This window comes from Paenibacillus sp. GCM10027630, assembly GCF_042676305.1.
Lineage (GTDB): Bacteria > Bacillota > Bacilli > Paenibacillales > NBRC-103111 > Paenibacillus_S.
In genome coordinates, this window is sequence record NZ_JBHTGY010000047.1 from 35,337 (window position 1) to 52,922 (window position 17,586).

General features: G+C 44.1%; 13 protein-coding genes. 4 read left to right on the forward strand and 9 right to left on the reverse strand.

Going from position 1 to position 17,586, the window contains the following annotated elements; translation table 11 throughout:
• Positions 1-28: 28 nt before the first annotated feature.
• From ACFQ0C_RS22780 to ACFQ0C_RS22810, 7 genes are all read right to left on the reverse strand, one after another.
• On the reverse strand, positions 29-3,475 hold the full coding sequence (locus ACFQ0C_RS22780; protein ID WP_379369886.1) for an S-layer homology domain-containing protein: 3,447 nt from the start codon (positions 3,473-3,475) through the stop codon (positions 29-31).
• Between the two features lie 288 nt (positions 3,476-3,763).
• Positions 3,764-4,495, reverse strand: coding sequence for a glucosamine-6-phosphate deaminase (gene nagB, locus ACFQ0C_RS22785; RefSeq protein WP_379369888.1), 732 nt, complete (start codon positions 4,493-4,495; stop codon positions 3,764-3,766).
• 97 nt (positions 4,496-4,592) lie between these two features.
• Positions 4,593-5,936, reverse strand: coding sequence for a 6-phospho-beta-glucosidase (locus ACFQ0C_RS22790; RefSeq protein WP_379369890.1), 1,344 nt, complete (start codon positions 5,934-5,936; stop codon positions 4,593-4,595).
• Complete coding sequence (locus ACFQ0C_RS22795) at positions 5,933-6,919, reverse strand: N-acetylglucosamine kinase (RefSeq protein WP_379369892.1); 987 nt, start codon at positions 6,917-6,919, stop codon at positions 5,933-5,935. Before ACFQ0C_RS22795 ends, ACFQ0C_RS22790 begins: the two co-directional genes overlap by 4 nt.
• Positions 6,920-6,921: 2 nt before the next feature.
• Positions 6,922-7,878 carry a carbohydrate ABC transporter permease gene (locus tag ACFQ0C_RS22800; RefSeq protein ID WP_379369894.1) on the reverse strand — a complete coding sequence of 319 codons (957 nt, stop codon included), beginning with the start codon at positions 7,876-7,878 and terminating at the stop codon, positions 6,922-6,924.
• A gap of 24 nt (positions 7,879-7,902) precedes the next feature.
• Positions 7,903-8,820, reverse strand: a complete 918-nt coding sequence (locus tag ACFQ0C_RS22805) for a carbohydrate ABC transporter permease (RefSeq protein ID WP_379369897.1) — start codon at positions 8,818-8,820, stop codon at positions 7,903-7,905.
• A gap of 66 nt (positions 8,821-8,886) precedes the next feature.
• Positions 8,887-10,245 (reverse strand): ABC transporter substrate-binding protein, encoded by a 1,359-nt coding sequence (locus tag ACFQ0C_RS22810; protein WP_379369899.1) that lies wholly within the window; start codon positions 10,243-10,245, stop codon positions 8,887-8,889.
• Between the two features lie 581 nt (positions 10,246-10,826).
• Here ACFQ0C_RS22810 and ACFQ0C_RS22815 point away from each other — a divergent pair.
• From ACFQ0C_RS22815 to ACFQ0C_RS22830, 4 genes are all read left to right on the forward strand, one after another.
• Positions 10,827-11,549 carry a GntR family transcriptional regulator gene (locus ACFQ0C_RS22815; RefSeq protein ID WP_379369901.1) on the forward strand — a complete coding sequence of 241 codons (723 nt, stop codon included), beginning with the start codon at positions 10,827-10,829 and terminating at the stop codon, positions 11,547-11,549.
• A 50-nt stretch (positions 11,550-11,599) separates the two neighbouring features.
• On the forward strand, positions 11,600-12,694 hold the full coding sequence (locus ACFQ0C_RS22820) for an alanine racemase (protein WP_379369903.1): 1,095 nt from the start codon (positions 11,600-11,602) through the stop codon (positions 12,692-12,694).
• Between the two features lie 34 nt (positions 12,695-12,728).
• The gene (locus ACFQ0C_RS22825; protein ID WP_379369905.1) at positions 12,729-13,193 is read left to right on the forward strand and encodes a RidA family protein; all 465 of its coding nucleotides are present in this window, start codon (positions 12,729-12,731) and stop codon (positions 13,191-13,193) included.
• Between the two features lie 790 nt (positions 13,194-13,983).
• Positions 13,984-15,591, forward strand: coding sequence for a sensor domain-containing diguanylate cyclase (locus tag ACFQ0C_RS22830; RefSeq protein ID WP_379369907.1), 1,608 nt, complete (start codon positions 13,984-13,986; stop codon positions 15,589-15,591).
• A gap of 174 nt (positions 15,592-15,765) precedes the next feature.
• Here ACFQ0C_RS22830 and ACFQ0C_RS22835 read toward each other — a convergent pair whose 3' ends face one another.
• On the reverse strand, positions 15,766-17,046 hold the full coding sequence (locus tag ACFQ0C_RS22835; RefSeq protein WP_379369909.1) for a TRAP transporter large permease: 1,281 nt from the start codon (positions 17,044-17,046) through the stop codon (positions 15,766-15,768).
• A complete protein-coding gene (locus ACFQ0C_RS22840) occupies positions 17,047-17,568 on the reverse strand; it encodes a TRAP transporter small permease (RefSeq protein ID WP_379369911.1) in 522 nt (173 codons plus the stop codon).
• Positions 17,569-17,586 lie beyond the last annotated feature (18 nt).

A 17,586-nucleotide genomic window follows, 5' to 3' on the forward strand; every position in this document is an offset into this window, starting at 1 on the left:
ACTGCTTTTGATTGGTCATATATGGGTTTTAAATATCCAAAGCATCTAATAGCTTGTAAATAATTACTGCCGCTTCCGCTCTGCTGGCTGGACGGCTCGAACGGAATGTATGATCCTCGTACCCGCTCAAAATCCCGGCTGATACAGCAGCATTCACAGACGCTCCGGCCCAAGCAGGTATGCTGGGAGCATCCTGGAAATTCAGCTCCCCATCGACCGATTTCCTCACAGCCTTGTTCAATGCGTTTGCGATCATTACGGACATTTCAGCACGCGTAATTGTCTTGTCCGCTTTAAATAATTTGGCTCCATTTTCCTCATAGCCTTGGATGAAACCTGCTTTTACAGCCGCGGTGACATAGGCTTTGGCCCAAGCCGGAATTTCGCTATCATCTGCAAAATCCGTTATGGTAGCTGTAGTCGGAAGGCCAAGCGCTTCTACGAGAATTTTGGCAAATTGGGCCCGGGTTACCCTATCCTCAGGACGGAAAGATTTATCCTCTAACCCTTGAATCACATTCATTCCGATTAATCGGTCGGTATAAGGCGCTGCCCAATGGCCTGCCAAATCCTTGAATGTTGTCGGTTGGTAGTCATAAACAGCAAACTTGGTAAAATGCTTCACACTAATCGTAATGGTTCCATCCGGGTTTACGGTTCCACCGAGATAGATCCAGCGTTGCTGCTGTTCATTATAGTAATAAACCGCAGCCTTGTGTCCCTCAATCACTTGATCAGCCTTATAATTAAACGTAATCTCTATCGGCTTGTTGAAGATGTGACCCGTAGTGCTGGTGAATTCAACTGGCTGGCTTAGTGCTTGAAGCTTGCCTTCCGAAGGCACCTGATCAGCCGGGATTACAACCAGATTGATCTTAGCATCGGCAGGTATAGCATCGGCAGGAACCTTGAATTTGGCGACATCTTTAAGGCTTCCTTCTGCTCCCTGTTTAGCATTCACGGTCACTTCCAGGGAAGGCCGTTGCTCTGAAGATGGATTGGTTGTTGACGGCGTGCTTGGACTTACGCCTCCGCTGCTTCCACCGTTTCCACTGCTGCTTCCGCTACTATTACCGCTGAATACATTAACCGTACGAACAACCTCTACAGCAGCATTCCCTGCTAAATCCTTTACGTTGTAATGCAGCGTGTATATTCCTCTAGTTTGCTTATCTACCATTCCAGTGACTGCTACTGAATCCGAGATTCCTGCATTATCAGCTGCTGTAGCCCCCTGCTCGATATATTCAGTTCCTAAGGGCAGGTTAATCGTGGAATCACCCTTAAGGCTAATAACAGGGCTTGTCCGGTCGATATTCACCACCAAAGGCTGCAACGCTTCGTTGCCTAAATTATCGGTTGCCCGGAATAATAACGTATGAGTTCCTTCGTCGGTTACGTTTACGCTGCTGCCATTTTCGTAAGGCACGTAATGTTGCCCACCATCAGTAGATAACTGCACAACATAGGATACCATCGGCGAGTAAACGCTGGCGTACACGCTGGCCGTGACGTTCTGATTCGTCCAGGTACCGCTCAAATATGACTGTCCATCCGCGGTTTTCATTGTGCCTTGAAGTTGCAGCGAAGCTGAGTTATCCGCGCCTTTCACAGTTACATAGAACGTCTTGGACCCGGTTACCACGCCCCGCTTGAATGTAGCGGTTAAATTGACAACTGTATCCTGCTTAGGACGGAAAACCAGCTTGCCGTCATCCGCAATCAACAGGTGGTTCGAGCTTTTCCATGAAACAGTCGCGCCATGCAGGCCGTCTTGCGGTAATGCAATATCAGATGTTATCGCGCTTGTATTCCCCAAATCTGCAGCTGCTGAGGAATCCGTAACCGCTTGTTGATCGCTATAAGGTTCAGTGCTTACAAAGATCGGATTCGAATAAAACCACAAGTCATTATAGTTCCGTTTGTTGATTTCTGCAAAGCGGGTTTCGTTATCCGCAATGTCCGTTTTTACATCCACTAACGGCTCTCCGTTGCTCGTCTCCCCATCGACGTTCATCCCGAGATTAGTGCCCCTTAATCTGAAATAGCGGTTTTTGCTGGCGGCTCCCAAACTATAAGTAATTACATTATATCCTTCTTCATCCTTCTTCCAATCGCTGCTGGTAAATGTTTCCACGACCTTGGTCGAATCGTTGGTATCCTTGTTATAGGCGTCTGTTCCTGGTGTCGTCTTGCCAGTTACATCCCCTGAGATCAAATCCACATGATCCAGCTTAACATTATCTCCGTTATTATTCTTCTCCGGACTTTTGAATCGGATGGTAAGCTGAAGGCTATCCCCTTCCTTCACATGAAGGTCTCCGCCCATCTCTTCCTTGTTTCCGTTGCCGGCAATATTAAAATCAAGCGCATTAATCAAATCACCGAAAACAGAGAATGATTTCCCCGACTTCATTCCTTCAAGGATAGCCTGCATATCAGTTCCATTCACCCAAGTATAATTCTTGGAGTATTGGCCTGGCCAATATCCACTTGAGTATTGACGATTACCGCTTATCTCGAAATGAGAGTCCGAATTGGAATAGGTCCAAAATCTGCGTCCTTCTCCAAGCAGCGCATCCCATGCGCCCCCCAGCTTTGCAAGCATATAGTCTGCTCCGCCATGAGTTTTATTCTTGGGAGAGGATAAGTTCAAGCCGCCTCTATCGGGTTCCATTTGGTTACCTGGCATGCCTTCAAATCCGAAAACAACATCAGGAGCTAAATTGTTGAAGTCACGAATATCTGCAATTGTGTATACCGTTTTTCTCGACGGGTGATTCAAAATCGCATAACTGGTCTTTGGATAATTCGTTTCAAGCCATTTCAAACCCGTCCGCGCATCGTCACGCGTCTTGAAGACCTTGCTGTCTTTTGCATTCCATGCGCTCACATCGGCTGGGTCAAACAAACTTGCAGCTCTATCTGAAAATAAATACTCAAACTGATTCGATACCTTCAAAGCTGCGGGCGATCCGGGATTATCCGTTAATATTCCGACTCCAACATGCTCATAGGTGGGCATGTCCCATTCAAACCCCGAGAAAATCGTTTTATCCTGATACTTCCCTGCTTGCTGCAGCTGCTTGATTTTGGGTGCTTGAAACCTGATAATACCTTCCGATAAGGGGATTGGCCCTCCCATTACAGGGTTACCTTCAGCATCAGACTTCGACATTCTCAAATGATCCGAGATTGCAATCCAATCCATACCATACTTCTCAAATCCGTTATCCAACACACTTTCAAGAGATTGCACCACACCGTCAGAATTTGCCGCGTCATCGGATTGAGTGGTGTGTACGTGATATTCACCTGTCATCCATTTACCTGTACTAGGAGCACTACTAATGTTCATCTGCGCATTAGAAGCCCCGTATACAGTTGCCGTTGGTATGCTTTGCCCGAATAGACTGACCGTAAGAGGGAAGAGGGTTGCCAGTCGAAGCCATTGCATTGATTTGTTAGATAACAAGTTATTAACCTCCGTTATATAAGTAGATTAGTTATGTTCCAGGTTTTCAAACTATGTTATTTATGCTCTATAATTACCCTCCCATGCTGATGTATTTGAAGCTTAATGTAAGCAATTATTAGTCTACAAGATGACTTTCCCGGATGCTATAGAATGAGGACAAACTATATAATATCTTAATAACTAGCTAGCCTATTACGGATTGATAGACACACTTCAAAAAAAGTTTACACAACAAAATCAGCACTAGTCATAGAGCCAGTACTCAAGGAAATTGCAGCTCTTATTTCATCCTTGAAATAATCTCCCTGCTTCAGAATCCATAAGAACAACAAGATGCGGATGTGTTTGAAGCAGCGAAGCAGGGCAATCCGTTGTAATTGGGCCCGTTAATGCACGGTGGACAATATCTGCTTTATCAGCGCCTTTTACTACAAGCAGAATCATTTTAGCCTTCAGAATAGTTCCTACACCCATTGTCAATGCGTGGCTAGGTACCTGCTCCATCGAATCAAAAAAGCGTGCATTCGCCATACGAGTTTCTTCACGCAGCTCAACAACATGAGTGCCACTGATTAATGCATGATCGGGTTCGTTGAAGCCGATATGTCCATTATGACCGAGGCCAAGCAGCTGCATGTCAATCTGACCTGCTTGGTCCAGCAGCTTGTCATAACGCGCGCATTCCTCCCTAGCATTAAGAGCATTTCCATTCGGAATATGCACTTGAACACAGGGAATGTCAATCTGGTTGAACAAATGCTTGTTCATATAGCTGTGATAACTTTCTACGTGATCCTCTGGCAAACCAACATATTCATCCAGATTGAAGGAAGTTGTATCCTTGAAATTAACTATGCCACGCTGGTAGCTTTTAACGATTTCTTCATAAATCCCTATCGGTGTACCCCCTGTCGCGAGACCAAGTACCGCTCGAGGGTTTGTTTGTACGAAACCTGTAATGATCCCTGCTGCTGATTCATGAAGCTTCACATGTGTATTGAAGGTTAACAGATTCATGGTTATGCTCCTTATGTTCGAAGAGGTTAGATTAAATTAATAAATCCGCCTGTCTTTTTTAGAGAGACGGATTTATCACAAGCACAATAATTCCCTCTTATAGTTTCGTAGTTGCCGCCGCGGTCACAGCCTCGAATTTCGGTAAATAGGACTTGTTCGCTTCTAGTATTTCGTCCAGCAATGGTTTAGCGATATCCACCGAACCTACAAGCGGATGAATGGTCAATGCTTGCAGCGCGGAATCATAATTACCATTCACTGCAGCTTCGATCGTAAGCTCCTCGTACGCTTTAACAATTTGCAGCAATCCGCGGATTTTGGCATTGATCGGAGTCGTGATCTGTATGGGCTTGGCTCCTTCAGAATCAATAATGCAATTTACTTCAATCGAAGCGTCGTTTGGAAGCACTGGGATCGTTCCGTTATTTTTTACATTTACGATTTGAACGTCTTTTTTATTGTTATAAATGGATGAAATCAAATTAAGTGCCGCTTCCGAATAATATGCTCCCCCACGCAGCTCCAATTGTGGTGGCTTGAAGTCCAGATTAGGGTCCTTATATAGCTCGAACAATTCAGCCTCCACCTTTTTGACTGCTTCCGCCCGTGTACCTCTGTTAGCCGCTTCTTCCATCTGTTTTTTAAGCATATTGTCTTTCATATAATAATAGCGATGATAGGCGCAAGGCAGCGCCCCCAATGACCGTAGAAACTCTTGGTCCCACGCAAAACCAGGAATATTTTGCATCGTAAACCGATTGACTCCGGAAGCTTGGAATAATAGCTCCTCCGTGCGGTCTTCGCCATCTACTAGAATCTTGGTTGTCCAGTTCAGATGGTTGATCCCTACCATTTCAATATCGACCTGGGAAACATCAACCTTCATGACGTCGGCAATTTGCATCTTTGTTTCGATAGGAAGGTTGCAAAGGCCGATAGAACGGACTTTGGAATATTTCAGAACCGCTTCTGTGACCATGCCTGCCGGGTTGGTAAAATTGATCAGGAAAGCATTAGGAGCTAACTCCTCAATATCTTGGCAAATATCGAGAATTACGGGAATTGTCCGAAGCCCTTTTGCAAAGCCGCCTGCACCTGTCGTTTCCTGCCCGATGCAATGGTGGCTGAGCGGGATTCGTTCGTCGCGCCCGCGAGCCTCAAGAAGCCCGACACGCAGCTGAGTGGTAACGAAATCAGCATCACGAATCGCTTCGCGACGATCGAAGGTCAAATGTAAACGGATCGGTATATTTGCTTTTTCCAGCATCCGCTTGGCCAGCTTGCCGACGATTTCAAGCTTTTCCCGGCCCGCTTCGATATCTACTAAATATAAGTCGCTAACTGGAAGCTCATGATACCTTTTAATAAAACCTTCGATCAACTCAGGGGTATAAGATGAACCTCCGCCAATAACGGCAATTTTTAAATGCTGCTTTTTCATTCTTCATAACCTCCACTAATACTAAATTTCCGATGCATTTCTTCGTTGGTGTGGATTTGCAAATGGTCCATAGCCAGTAGAACAGCTCCATACACAGGAGCCATTTCAGGAATGATCAGCTCAATAGACGGATTCTCTGCTTCTATAGTTTTACGCAATTCATCCAGCAGAAACGGGCTCCTGCCTTTTTGAATGACACTGCCCACCAATACGATTGGAATCGTCTGTGAGTTAAAGCCCCCAAGCTTCCGAATGACAGCATTTCCGGCAATTCCTAATTCCTTTCCGGCATCACGTAAAATACGGATAGCCAACGCATCGCCATCGTCCGCCGCTTCATGCAATGAAACGGTGAGCCAGCCTTCGCGAATTTGGTAAATTCCCCGGTCCAAAAAATCGTCAATAAGCGTCTCCATACTGGAGTACCCAAAATAGCGAAGTAATTTATCCGGTAAGGTCGAAGCAATCTCCCTGCCTTCCCAAGACCGTACAGCCTCGCGAAACATCGTAGTTGCCATGTAGCTGGAGCCTACGCTGTCACCGTATAAATAACCGTTGCCTCCGACCTGAACAGTCGCTCCCGCTTCGTTCCTTCCTGCCGCGTTGCTTCCACTACCGCAGATCAGCACAACCCCTACATTGCGCGGACTTCCCGTCCTAAGACCTTCCATAGTATCGCATACCATATCACACCGCGAAAACGGAATTGCTTCCAAAGCGGGACGCATCAGCGCATAGTCCCGATCCCGGTCAAGACCGGCTAATCCGTACTCAGCAAATGCGATGTCCGAATAAGTTAACCCGGCCGATTGCAGCGCCAGCTCGACGGACTCCTTGATGTGGGCAATGGCAGGCTCAACGCCCACGATCTGGTGATTGGCACACCCAGCCACGCCGCTGCCAATTTTGTTTCCTTTTTCATCAACGATGACGGTATATGTTTTCGATCCACCGCCGTCTACCCCAAGAATAAATGGCATCATGCTCACTCCTTTACCCCGCCGGCCGTCATGCCACCAATAATGTACTTATATAAAATTAAAGAGATGATTACCGGGGGAAGCGAAGCCAGAAATCCGCCGGCCGTCATGGAGCCCCAATCAATGCTGTGCTTGCCTACGAATTCGGCGATCATGACCGGCAGCGTTTTGGAAGCGTACGTTTGTGTAAACGCATTGGCGAACAAAAACTCATCCCAAGCATTAAGGAATGTAAAAATCGCCGTAGCCGCAATACCAGGCATCGCTAAAGGCAAAATTATTTGAATCATTGTCCGCAAACGGTGACAGCCGTCCACATAGGACGCTTCCTCCAGCTCCTTCGGAATGGACTGAAAATACCCGGCAAGCAGCCACACAACATAAGGCAAACTAAACGAGGTGTATGAGAAAATAAGCGCCCAAATCGAATCAAGCAGCGGCGGCGTGCGGAAAAAGACAATGCCGGTGAAAGGTATGCCCACCTCGATACCATCACGAATCATGATGTACAAAGGAGTAATAATACTGATAGAAGGCATAATCTGTATAGCTAAAATAATAAATAGTGATGTTTTACGAAATGGAAATTGTAGTCTTGAAAAAGCGTATCCCGCAAAAACACCCATAAATATCGAGATCAAGGTAACCAGCACGGATACAATTACGCTGTTCTTCAGTGCACTGGCGAACACAGCGGCGTTGCTTCCGGCCAATAGTCCGATGTAATTTTTAAGTGTCGGTGAAAACGGAATTAAATGCCCGTTAATCAGTTCGACTTCTCTTGAGATGGATGACAAAAACAAGTAAATGAAAGGTGTAAGTGTAAAAATTGTCAGCATAATCAGACCAAGCCACAGCCAGAAGGGTGGGAACAGCTCGGTGCTGGTCGTTTGGAACATACGATGCCATCTCATTTTTTTCGGCAAGACAGCGGCAAGGATAAGCGGTATTTTCTTTTGCATGTATACCCCCTGGTAGATTCCGGCTTAATGTTCATTACGTTTGTTCAGAAGTCCAATATAAATTATAGCGAGGATGAGAATGACTATGGTCGTCAGCCACGCCATCGCAGATGCTTTCCCGAGAAAGAAATAACGGAATGCATTATTAAACGTAAGGTAAGAAATGGATGTCGTCGCATCTCCAGTAAATACGGTCAGAACATCGTACACCTTGAACGCCCCCATAGTACGCAGGATGACGGCCATCATCATGGAAGGAATGAGCTGCGGAATCGTAATGTAACTTATTTTTTTCCAAAAGCCCGCCCCATCAATCATAGAAGCTTCATACAAATCCGATGATATTGTCTGCAATCCGGCCAATAAAATGATCGTCATGAAAGGTGTCATTTTCCATACATCAGCAATGATGACAAAATAAATCAAATGATTGGAATCGGCAAGCCACACCGGGTTAACATCGGGAGCCAGAAGATGCAGCTGGTGCAGGATGACCGTTAGACCACCGTATCCCGGTTGGAAAATCCACTCCCAAGTCAAGCCGTTGACGAGAGTCAGGAGCGCCCATGGAATAATTATGATTGCTCTAAAAAAAGCTCGCCCTTTGAAATTTTGATTCAGTAGCATTGCACTGGCTAAGCCAAGAACTAGTTCCAGCGCTACAGACACCACCGTAAAGATCAAAGTCCGGTTCATCGCCAGCCAAAATTCGGTGCTGCTTAATATTTCGGAATAGTTTTCAAAGCCTACCGCACGTGTCGTTGAGCCGTCCATCAGGTTGTAATGAAAGAAGCTCCATACCAATGATTGATAAACAGGGAACAGAAAGGTTTTCACAAGTAAATAAGCGGTAGGCAGTATGAACAGCAGCGCCATTATGATGTTTTTCCGGTCATTGTTTAAAAAAGTTGCTTTGCCTTTGACGCCAAAAGTTTTATTCATACGTGGTCCCCCTTATGGAAAATAGAGCGATTAGCTAACGATGCCTAACCGCAATTTCCCCTCTGATCATTTTGAGGAATCGGCAATCGCCTTTTCGATTTTTTTGGCGGCATCGTTTAACGCGTTCTCCGGCGTTTTTTGACCAAGCAATGCATTATGCAGCTCACCGGCTAACGTATCGGACCAATTTACGTAGCCTGGAGCATTCGGACGGTCTTTGCCGTAGTTAAACTGCTCCGAAATTTTGGTCAATGTTTGCGTCGTATCGGCCAGCTTGAGATCCGGGCTTTTATATAACTCAAGCAATGTCGGATAAAAGCCTTCCTCAGTAAACTCATCCATTTGATATTCCTTTTCACCCGTCCACTTGAGGAACGTCAAGGCCGCTTGTTTGCGCTTACTGCTTTTCATAATAGCCAGCCCTTCGGAGCCCGTTACCGCGGCAGAGATAACATTGTCTTTTCCTGGCATCAACGTGACATCGGTCTTGTTTACAACACTTGATTTGTCCGGTTCGTTGAGTTCAGGATAATGTCCTTCCCAAGCGCTCATCATCGCCAATTTACCGGCTGCGAACGAGCGGGATACATCTTCCTCAGACCATTGCAGGCTTGCCGGATCGACCGTTTTATCCTTAAGCAGATCAATCATGAATTGCAGCGCTTTCACACCACCGCCTTGATTAAAGGACGGCTTGCCGCTATTGTCGAAGAATTGTCCGCCGAACGCGTAAGTGAGACTCACATAATCGCAGATCAATGCTTCAGATTGCTTCCAGGACCAGCCGGAGGCATATACCCCGTTAGTCGTTAACTTCTTGGATACCTCACGGAATTCATCCCAAGTTCTCGGGGGAGCGGAGATGCCGGCTTTCGCCAAAAGCTCTTTATTCCAATATAAATGCTTCGTGGACGAATACCATGGCATCGCCATAACATGTCCGTTATAGGTAACGGAGCTTAAGGAAGACGGAGTAAATCTAGCTTGAACGTCTTTTGGAATAACTTGGGTTAGATCCTCGGCCAGATTTCCTTTAAAAAACTGTCCCGCCCAGATCGTATCCATTTCTACAACATCGATATCCGTTGAGTTGGACATGGCAGAGGTCGTTATTTTCGAATACAACGAGGTATAATCTACCCCCATAATATTTACTTTAATACCGGTTTTTTCGGTAAATTTCTTAACCATCGCGATTCTGGGGCTCTCCCCTCCGCTTGTAGTTGCCCAAAGAACATTGATGGTTTGATCCTTTAATGTAGGATCGCCTGTTTTGCTCCAATCCAAATCATTTGACCCTTGAGGCGACTGTTCATTGCCAGGCTTCGTGCTCGTCGGCGGGGTTACACCTGGAGCTCCCGTACAACCAGCTAACATAGACAAGCTTACTGCTCCAGCAATTAAGACATTCCGTTTTTTAATCATTCGTGCACCTCCGTATTTTCGTTAAAAATGATGGGATAAGAACTGGACTTACTGGCATAGACATAGAACCGGAGAAGCAAGAACTCATTTCTTTAGTATGGCCTGCACCCCCTTAATAAAATCAAATAAAACAATAGTACAAATAACTTAATTCATTATTTTGTTATAACAAAATATTAGAAATGATGCTCCTCTTTTACTCTTGATCTACCTGATTACAGCTAGGATTTTAGAAGATAAAGAACCAATTCAACGAATAGTAATGTTGTTATAACAATTCATGATATGAATTATAATACAAATTCATATTTAGCGTAGTTCGATTATAGTTTCTTTCAATCGATGCGTCAATAATAATGACACAAAATTTTATTTGTAATAATTGTAAGCGATTCCCTAATGTTCATCTCTAACTATATGTAAGCTAATATCACACATTTTCTGCTATATCTATCTATTAATTTTAAAAGAGAACATACCGCCAATCACTATTTTATGATATGATACTTTTAGTCGTGTTGTTACTACAACATAATAAAATTTGTTATGATGAATATGAAAGGCATATTCGGAGGTTTCTAATGGACATAAAAAAAGACGGCGTCGCACTTTATCACACTGTAAAAGAAAAGCTATTGGGAAACATTGAAGACGGAAAATACACGCCTGGACAGCAGCTTCCTACAGAATCGGATCTTTGCGAAATATTTGGAGTAAGCCGGACGACGATTCGTCTTGCATTAAACCAATTGAAGTTAGAAGGACATATTTATCAGATCCAAGGAAAGGGTACCTTCGTATCTCTTCCCAAAGTCGAAGAATCCGTCACTCCATATCGCAGCTATAGGGAGTACCTTAGAGGACTCGGTTTACAAGTGGAGACGAAAGTCATTCAGCTTAACGTTGTTTCCGCAGACAAGCATTTGGCCAAAATGTTGAATATTGCGGAGCAAGATGCAGTGTTTCGACTGGAGAGACTTCGCTTGGCTGATCACACACCTTTGCTGTATTCGATAACCTATATCCCCTGGAAGGTTACTCCCGGTTTGAATAAAGAAGAATGCTCAGGCTCCTTGTACGAATTGATGAAAACTAAGTTTTCAATCCAGCTGTCCCACTGTGTCGAAACTCTTGAGCCGATTCTGGTCGACGAAGCAATCAGCAAGCATTTGAATGCTCCAGTCGGAGCGCCTTCGTTTCTGCTCAATACGATTTCCTATGCAAAAGGACAAGTTCCGGTGGAATATTCACACGAAATTTTCCGTGGAGACCGTGCCAAATTTACGATAGAACGGAAATTATAGCCTACACATAAAGTACTACTATTTTTCCGCACTGAAAGGAGTTTATTGACATGTTTGAAACCCCATGCCTCATTATCGACGTTCCAAAAATGAGAAACAATATTCGTTTGATGGCCGAAATGGCAGAGCGCCATGGCATTCATCTCAGACCACATGCCAAAACTCACAAGCTGCCTTCCATTGCAAGAGAACAAATGGCTGCGGGAGCCGTAGGAATTACCGTTGCCAAAATATCTGAGGCCGAAGTAATGGCCGAGCACGGAGTCAATAATATTTTTATAGCTTACCCGCTTGTTGTGGAATCCAAAATTGAAAGGGCTATAAGGCTCATCAACAGTCGAAGCATCCATCTGGTGCTTGGCATAGACAGCTTCGAAGGAGCATCCCTGATGTCCCAAATTGCGGTACGTCACGGGCGCACTCTTAATGTACGATTAGAGGTGGACACGGGACTTAAAAGAACAGGTGTTCCTTTTGACAACGCTCTTCGTCTGGCCCAGATTATTCATGTATTGCCTAATCTGAGTTTAACCGGGATATACACCTTCCGTGGAGCTCTGTTGAATGGACAACCGACATTGGATTTGGAGAAGGCAGGAATGGAAGAAGGACAATGGATGGTGAAGCTTGCTGACGAAATGAGAGCACAGGGAATTCCCATCCATGAAGTGAGCGTAGGATCAACTCCTACCAGTATGTATGCCGCCCGCATCAAGGGGGTCACTGAGGTTCGACCAGGTACCTATGTGTTTTATGACCGCATGCAAGCCCAATTAGGGGTCACCAGTCTTGAAGATTGCGCGGCTTCGATTCTGGCCACTGTTATCAGCCGGCCTACCGTGAATTATGCTGTCATCGACGGAGGAAGCAAAACATTCGCAACCGATGTTCAGCCTAACACGCAGCCGTTGCAGTTAAAAGGCTTCGGCCATATTGCAGAAGCGTCTGACGCCGTGCTGGAACGTTTGTCAGAAGAGCACGGCATGCTCCGGCTGGAGCCTCACCACTCTTTTCAAGTGGGTGACCGCATCCATATTATCCCTAACCATATTTGCAGCACGCTAAATCTTCATAATAAAGTATATCTGGTTGATGGTGATCGTATCGAAGAGCAGCCGATTTTGGCACGAGGCATGCTGGAATAAACATAAAATCCCAACCCAATGGAGGAAAAATTCTATGTCCATTATTGAAAATCGTCTTAAAGAATTAGGAATCGAGCTGCCGCCTGTCGGCGAGCCAAGATTCAGCTATATCCCATGCAACCGTACAGGCAACCTGCTCTATTTGTCCGGTCAAGACTGTCGAATTAACGGCACTCTGATGTTCGAAGGGAAGCTTGGCAGTGATTTGAGCATTGAGCAAGGACAACAAGCTGCCCGTCAAACTATTATTAATTGTTTAGCCGTCATGAATAGCTACTTGAAAGATTTGGACCGCGTTGTGAAAATTGTAAAAATGCTCGCCTTCGTCAACAGTGCTCCTGGATTCAGCGACCAGCCTTATGTAATCAACGGGGCGTCGAACTTGTTAATTGAAGTTTTCGGGGAGAACGGCAAGCATGCCCGTTCAGCGATCTCATCCAATGAATTACCCTTTAATACTCCAGTCGAAATCGAATTGATTGTTGAAATCAGAGACTAAAAGGTAAGCAGTCGCTTGGCATAATCCGTGCATCTCCCCGCAAGCGAGGATTTACGCCGCGCCTCATCAACTGCCACCATAACTATTTTTTAACAAGCATGTCTAAATCAACGTATTTCGGGTAATCCTTCATAATAAACGAACTCTCCTTGCATGTTAGCTCTGCTTAGACATTATGGTTTATTTCCCCAATAACCAAAATTGCCTAAGTAACCTACGTTTCTGCAACTCTGAGAGTTCGTTTTTTTCAATTATAGTAAGTATTAGGCTCCTGCCACCCGCAAACGGAACTACGATCCTCTAAATGCCCAGTACCCCCAAGAAAACAAAATGTTACGGAACTACAATGCGCTATTTTTTCAATATTAAGCTGAAACCCCACATTTCAGGCAAATAAGGGATCGTACTTCCGTTTCACTTGATTGATAACGTGTGCACCTCAAAATAGCGGATCCACGTTCCTCAAGCTCTCTCTCGATTGGACGTGGATTGCGCTTCCTGCATGAAACTCCCCACAGTGAATTTGTCATTCATAGCAATCAATATAAGACTTTTGTACTATTTACTAATCCTGAAAATATAAACCAATTACGATTCAGCCATGATTTTAACAGATGTTCCGCTATTTTTTCCTATTTTTAACTTAAAAAAGATGCCTTTAGTCTCTATTTTGTGTATTTACATACTGTATTGATAGGCATATTGGTCTATAATAAGAATGGGATTTGACAAATTATGGCGAAATGTTGTCAAAGTCTTAACATACACCTAAAACATAAGGGAGCACTCGATGCCTATGCTGCACGAAATTAAAGTAAATCAAAGGAAAAATATTAGTCTTGCCACTCTTTTAACAGGACTAGTCTCCTTATCTGTTCTTCTGAATTTAATCATTCTTCTCATTGCCTCCTATCAATCAAGCAAAAAGTCATTAATCGACACTACGCTAACTTTGAATCTTACTAATGCAAGTAAAATGAGTCAAACCATAGACTCTCTGTTTAAATCCATGCGGAGCAGCCTGCAATATTCGGCGAATACATTTTCAAATATAAGCTTCATGAATGCAGATACAATCTATTCTAATCTGGAATTAATACGTAATAGCAGCAATTACTTTAATTCCATGGTATTGGTTGATGAAACAGGACTTATTCGAAACATGTCTCCGGGCTCCCTCGGTTCAGCAGGCAAATATATTACATCAGAAGCAGCAAAAACCGCGTTGGCCTTACAAAAGCCCTACCTCTCCAAACCTTACGTAGCCTCAGGTAACGGAAACCTTATCGTATTTATGAGTGAGCCCATCTACGATATGGATGGTATATATCGAGGCTATATAGGAGGTACTATTTATCTTGAGGAATCCAACGTTTTGAATATGATCTTCGAAAGCAATCCAACGGACGAAATAGGTTCTTACTTTTACATAGTGGAATCCGACGGTCGTTTACTGTTCCATCCCGATACAAATCGGATAGGTGAAGATATTAGCGCCAATCAAGTTGTCGGAAAGCTTATTCGGGGACAAAGCGGCCATGAAGAATTGGTCAATTTACATGGAGAGGATCAATTAGCGGGATACGTATTGGTTCCGGAAAATGGTTGGGGTGTAGTTGTGGTGTCGCCTGTCGGCGTCGTATACGACCAACTTAATAATCATATTAATTCCGTATTGTTGAATATGATCATTCCGTTTTCAATATTGCTGTTAGTAGTCATATGGCTTGCCCGAAAATTAGCGAAACCTTTCGTAGCCTTGGCTGACTTTGTGAGCAAAATCGGCAGAGAAAAAGTCGAAGTCCCTGAAATAAAGCATCATTGGAACAGAGAGGCGGATTTGTTAACAAAATCAATCAGATATGCTTTATCGGATATAAAAAAACAGACTGATCAATTGACACTTGATGCAACCACAGATCCATTGACCGGGTTAACAAACCGAAGAACACTTGAGGTCATCATGCATCAATGGATTGAGGAACAAAATTCTTTTTCTATTATTATTATGGATATCGATAGATTTAAAACCATTAATGACACATTTGGTCATCAAGCCGGGGACAAAGTGTTAAAGCATTTCACAAAAATTATTACTTCCACTGTAAGGCCGGGCGATGTGTGCTGTCGTTTCGGAGGAGAAGAATTTATTGTTCTTATTTCACATGTTGCTCTTGATGAGGCTTTTCTTGTGGCAGAACGAATTCGCAATAGATTTGAAAAAAGTGTCAATCCTATCGGGCGGACTATTACCGTCTCACAGGGTATCTCACACTATTCTTCTCACTCCGTTTCGGCTGAAGAGCTGATTTATATGGCCGACCAAGCTTTGTACAAAGCTAAGCAATCAGGAAGAAACCGGACAATTATTGCGCAGATGCGAAAGGAAAGAGCTTAGTTATCGAAGTCGAAGCCAGACATGCAGGCGTATTTAATCTCAAGGAGAGGCGATCATTTGTAAAATAGAGTTGCTGAATCAAAGGGGCTGTTCCAAACCAGCATTGCCTTTCGGCTTTGTTAGCTTGGAACAGCCCCTTGATCGATGTCTGAATGCAACCATGTCTTACTCTACTCACATTAGCAAATCAGGCAGAACCGTTACGATCCAAGGTACATAAGTAATCAATAACAAGACTGCTATGACCGCCACCAGAAAAGGCCAAATTTGTTTCGTGTACTGACCTACTGTCACTTTATTAAGCGAACACACGGTAAACATCATCGTCCCGAATGGAGGATGAATTCCGCCAATCGTAATATTTAAAACCATCACAATTCCAAAGGCTACAGGATCGATCCCCAATTGCAAAATTGTAGGCATCAAGATAGGTGTCATTATAATCAATATCGCGCTGCCGTCCGCCAAACATCCAATAAGCAATAAGGCTACATTGATAATAAGTAATATTAAATAAGGGTTATCGGTTATAGAAGTCAGAAACTCTGCTGCCATATGAGGAATCCGTTCAAAGGTAAGCATACGGCCTAACCCGTTGGAAGCAGCCATAATAAGCATGATGATCGCGGTAATCCTAACCGTTTCTGCGAGCACAGGAATGAGATCCTTTAATTTTAATGTGCGATAAATAAAAAATCCTACGGCCAATGTACAAACAACGGCCATTGCAGCTGCCTCTGTCTCGGTAAATATGCCTATCCGGATCCCTCCGATGATCACAACAGGGATAACTAACGCCCATGACGCTTCCAAAAAGGAAGACCATAATTCACGCGGGCTGGCCATCTTCTGACGAGCTGACTTATAACCGCGCCGTTTGGCTATGATATGAACAGTAACCATTAAAGCTATACAGATCAGAATGCCGGGAATAACACCACCCATAAACAATTTCCCGATCGAGACATTGGCCAAATATCCAAATAAAACTAATGCGATTCCCGGAGGAAGTATCGGACCCATAATGGAGCCGGCAGCTGTAAGTGCCGAAGACCAGGCACGGTCATAGCCGCGTTTCTCCATTTCCGGAACAAGTGTCTTGGATAAGGCTGCTGCATCCGCATTAGCCGAACCTGACAGCCCGCCCATGAAAGCATTGGATAATACATTGACCTGAGCTAACCCTCCCGTCAAATGCCCAACGAAATTTTCACAGAAAACTAAAATTCTTGAGGTCATACCGGAAGCATTCATGATCTCACCTACAAGAATAAAGAAAGGAATAGCTAATAACGGAAAAGATTCCATTCCACTGACAAAAGCTTGAAATACTAACACCGACGGCATGGTATCACTAGTGAAGAAATAAATAGATGTAGCGAATAAAATAGCTAATGCCACCGGCATACCAAGGAAAATAGTTACAAAAAGAGAGCTCATGGAAGCGCCTATCAACTAAACCACCTCTTTCACGATGGAAACCTCTTGGTTAACAGGTGTCCTCTTATCATACAAACTCTTGATACTCAAAATGAATTGCGTACATACCCGTAAACATAGGAAACCAAATCCTAGCGGCATAGAAACATATATGAACGTGTATCGAAGCTGGAGAAAGCCCGTTAATTTCTGCATACCCAGATTCCAAGAAAAATCCCAGCTAAGTACAACCATCACTGCTAAAAAAATAATAACCACCACTTGAACCATCCATTCAATATAGATCCTTTTTTTTTCAGAAACGAACCAGTGTACCGCTTCAATTTTGGGATGCAAATTCCGGCGGGCAGCCGCCCCCATACCAAACATGATCATCCATACAAAAAGAATTAAAGTAACTTCACTCGCCCAAATAATAGGAGCGTTGAATACATAACGTAATAGAATATTTACACACGTGACAATAGTCATCAGCGCTAAACATATCCCGCCCACAAATTCCTCGAAATTATTCCAACACCAAGATAAGAACCTCATATCTTTCACCACCTCTAG